Source organism: Terriglobia bacterium (assembly GCA_036496425.1).
Lineage (GTDB): Bacteria > Acidobacteriota > Terriglobia > 20CM-2-55-15 > 20CM-2-55-15 > 20CM-2-55-15.
Genome location: DASXLG010000226.1, coordinates 1 through 3,914 on the forward strand (window position 1 = coordinate 1; position 3,914 = coordinate 3,914).

At 58.7% G+C, this 3,914-nt stretch carries 4 protein-coding genes; 2 read left to right on the forward strand and 2 right to left on the reverse strand.

The window, feature by feature from the left end:
* A partial coding sequence (gene holA / locus VGK48_16230; GenBank protein HEY2382723.1) for a DNA polymerase III subunit delta occupies positions 1–965 on the reverse strand: 965 nt, incomplete at its 3' end.
* Positions 962–1,468 carry an LptE family protein gene (locus VGK48_16235; GenBank protein HEY2382724.1) on the reverse strand — a complete coding sequence of 169 codons (507 nt, stop codon included), beginning with the start codon at positions 1,466–1,468 and terminating at the stop codon, positions 962–964. The genes VGK48_16235 and holA, both read right to left, overlap by 4 nt.
* 28 nt (positions 1,469–1,496) lie before the next feature.
* Between VGK48_16235 and VGK48_16240 the strand changes: the two genes are divergently transcribed.
* Together VGK48_16240 and alaS are read left to right on the forward strand one after the other, a co-directional pair.
* Complete coding sequence (locus VGK48_16240) at positions 1,497–1,964, forward strand: regulatory protein RecX (protein HEY2382725.1); 468 nt, start codon at positions 1,497–1,499, stop codon at positions 1,962–1,964.
* 19 nt (positions 1,965–1,983) lie between these two features.
* A partial coding sequence (gene alaS / locus VGK48_16245; protein ID HEY2382726.1) for an alanine--tRNA ligase occupies positions 1,984–3,914 on the forward strand: 1,931 nt, incomplete at its 3' end.

Genomic DNA, 3,914 nt, shown 5'->3' on the forward strand with positions numbered 1-3,914 from the left:
CCCCCCCCCCCCCTCCCGCCGATCAACTTCCACAACAACACATCAAAGTAGCCTTCGGGATTCGGTGTCGAGCTCTTGAAGGCGCGGTCCGCATTCAGCAGCAGACGAAAGCCCCCGGCGAGCTGTTTCCATTCGAACTTCCTGCACGCGGCGGTGAAATCGGCCGCCTTCCAGGCCGGCACCATGGCGGCCATAGCGACGTCTTTGGCGCTCTGCTTCCCGGCTAGCGACTTTCCGACAAACAACTGGCGCCACACCCGCACGATCCGCGAGAGGACCATGAGCGGATCGACGCCTTCGTCCAGCATCGCTCCGAGCACCTGCACGGCACGCTTGTAATTGCGGCCGAGCACCGCATCGTCCAGTTCAAAAGGACCGAACTGTTCCGACCGCAAAATCAAAACATCCACGTCGCGTATTTCGAGAGCACGGCTTCCGGCGTATGTCTGCAGCTTCTGCATTTCACTATGGATCTGATAAAGATCGATGCCGACGCTGTCCACAATATGCCGCGCCAGGTCGGGCGCGACCTTGTATCGGTCCATCAGCCAGCGCGCCACATCCGCCGGTTTCAGCGCATCGATCTCGATGATCGGAAAAACCTTCGCCCACGCATCCACCGCCTTCCGGGAATTCGCGGCAAGCACGATCCGGAGCGACGCGTTCGGAATTGCCTGCAGCGCGGCAAGATCTTCCAGTCGGCCTTTCGTCGTCTTCTCCGCATTCGCAATGATTAGGACGCGATTCTGCGTGAAGAGCGAGGGCGTCAGGGCATCGTCCATCAGGCGGCCGGAGGGAATTTCTTCAAACTCCTTCGCGGGATATTTTTCGAAAACCCAATCTCCGCCGAAGATCCGCTGCCAAACCGGATGCGACTCCTCCAGGAGAAAATCGTCCTCACAGATAAATCCGAAAACGTTCGAGGGCTGTTTCGGCTGGTATTGTTTGAATTCCGAAAACTTCATGGCTTGGGCGTCAGGTTCGCGTGCATTAAAGTCGCCACAATCGATTCGGCAAACAGGCGCGACAAGCGGTCCAGCGCGGCAGGATCCTCCCGGACAAAATCGCCGGAATTCTGCGCCAGTTCGAACACCTGACGGTAGGTGAAGCGGTCGTTGTGGTACAGCTCTTTGTGGGCCTTCGTATCCGTCACGACAACTTTCATATCGACCAGCATCTCGTAAGTGGACGCCCGCCCGCTTACGTCGAACGTGACAGGAACAGCGATGTAACCAAGGACCTCGCCGGCCATCACGACATCACCCGATTCACCGGGCGTCACATCGTAACGAGTGCGCCGGACGAGTTCCTGCCGCACCGCCTCACTCAACCGCTGCTCCACGCGATAGGACGTCGTTTTGTTGACAAACGTGGGAACGGCAAAGGTCTGGCCCTGTCCGCCGTTAAAGTTTCTGGTGGCTAAACGGTATCCGCAGCCGGGGAGCAGGGCCAGGAACACAAGAAGCACAAGATCTCTTGTGCCTCTTGTGCCTCTTGTGCTTCTTGTGTTCCTGCCCCTCATCGCCCGTATCATAACAAACGTGGATGAGATCTATGCCTATGCCCTCAAGCTCCTGAAAGGCCGGGATTACACCGTTGCGGGCCTGCGCGCGAAACTTGAAGGCAAGTTCGGCAGCGCGCCCGAAGCGGTGATCAGCGGGCTGATGCAGAAGAACTTCCTCAACGACCGCCGGTTCGCGCAGAACTACACCGAGAGGCGCAAAGACAAAGGCGCGCCGCAACTGCGCGAAGAACTGCTCGGCAGGGGAATTGCGCCCGAGCTGGCCGACGAAATCCTGTCGGCCGCCGGCTGGCCCTCGCTTCGGGAAGCCCTGGCCGCTAGAATGAAGGACTGGAAAATGCACGTCCCGCTCCAACCGCGCGATGCCGCTCGTCTTTTCAGGGCTTTGGCGCGTCTTGGATTCGATGAGGACGCCATTCGAGAGGAAATAGAAACGCGATAAGGCGCAGCCATAAAAAATTATGAACAGCAACGAAATCCGCCGGCGATTCCTCCGGTTCTTTGCGGACCGCGGCCACTCGATCGTCAAAAGCTCGCCCCTGATTCCGGCGCAGGATCCGACCCTGCTTTTCGTGAATGCCGGTATGAATCAGTTCAAGGATGTCTTTCTGGGCCGCGAGCAGCGCTCCTATAACACCGCGACCAGCAGCCAGAAGTGCGTTCGCGCGGGCGGCAAGCACAACGACCTCGATAACGTCGGCCACACGCGCCGGCATCACACGTTCTTCGAGATGCTCGGCAATTTCTCGTTCGGCGCCTACTTCAAAAAAGAAGCCATCGATTATGCGTGGACGCTGTTGACGAAAGAATTCAAGCTGCCGGTCGACAAACTCTGGATCACCGTGTTCCGTGAAGACGATGACGCCGCGAACCTTTGGGCAGACGGCCCGGGCGTCGCCCGCGACCGCATCATCCGTCTCGATGAGAATGACAACTTCTGGCAGATGGGCGAAACCGGGCCGTGCGGCCCGTGTTCCGAAATCCATTACGATCTCGGGCCGGATGCCAGCGAACTCGGACATGCCAATTGCGCGTTTCCCTGCGAGTGCGGCCGCTACCTCGAGTTCTGGAATCTCGTGTTCATGCAGTTCGACCGCGACGCTCAGGGCCATCTGAACCCGCTGCCGAAGCCATCGATCGATACCGGCATGGGTCTCGAGCGAATAGCCGTCGTGCTTCAGGGCAAAATCAGCAACTACGAAACCGATCTGCTGCGTCCCCTCATCGACGAAGCCTGCCGGATCTTCGATATCGAGTACGGCGCCGCAGCCGCATCCGATATTTCATTGCGAATCGTCGCCGATCACGTGCGGGCTACAACGTTCCTGATCAGCGACGGCATCATTCCTTCGAACGAAGGCCGCGGATACGTTCTCCGGAAAATCATGCGCCGTGGGATCCGTCAGGGCACCCTGCTTGGCCATCAGGAGCCGTTCCTCTTCAAGCTGTCCGGCTACGTGGTCGAGATGATGAAAGAAGCCTACCCCGACCTTGTCAGCACGCGCGATTATGTCGCGCGCGTCATCAAGACCGAAGAACAGCGCTTCGCGACGATGGTCACTGTCGGCCTGCAGCGGCTAGAGGAAGTCATGGGCCAGCTGGCAAAAGCCGGCAAGGGTGTGATTCCCGGCATCGAGATTTTCAAACTCTACGACACCTTCGGATTTCCGCTGGATTTCACCAAAGAAATTGCCGACGAGAAGTCCATGCAACTCGACATGGACGGCTTCAACGCCGAACTGGAAAAACAGCGCGAACGCGCGCGTCAGAGCTGGAAGGGCGATGAAGCCTCCGTCGCGCCGCTCTATGGGAAATTCGCCGAAAAAGGCGCCACCGCGTTCCTCGGATACCAGGCCGTCCAATCCACGAGCCGCATCCGGGGCATCATTATTAATGGCGCAACCGCTAACAGTATCGAAGGCCAGGGCGTTTCGGCCGAAATCGTTCTCGATCAGACTCCGTTCTACGCCGAATCGGGCGGCCAGGTCGGCGACACCGGCATACTGACTTCACCCAATGGAGTCGCGCGCGTCGTCGATACGTTTGCACCGGTCCGCGGCGTCGTCGTGCACAAAGTGCAGCTGGAATTCGGAAAGCTCGGCATCGATGACGAAGTTCAGGCGCAGGTGGATGAGGATCGCCGCCGCCGGATCGCCGCCAATCACACTGGAACGCACATTCTGCACGCCGTGTTGCGCGAAACGCTAGGCACGCATGTGAAGCAGGCCGGATCGCTGGTTTCGCCGGATCGACTGCGGTTCGACTACACGCATTTCGCTCCGCTGACGGACCGCGAGATCGAAGAGATCGAGCAAAAGATCAATCAGGTTGTATTGCACAATCTCGCTCTCCAGACACGCGTCATGGAAATCAACGACGCCGTCGCCGAAGG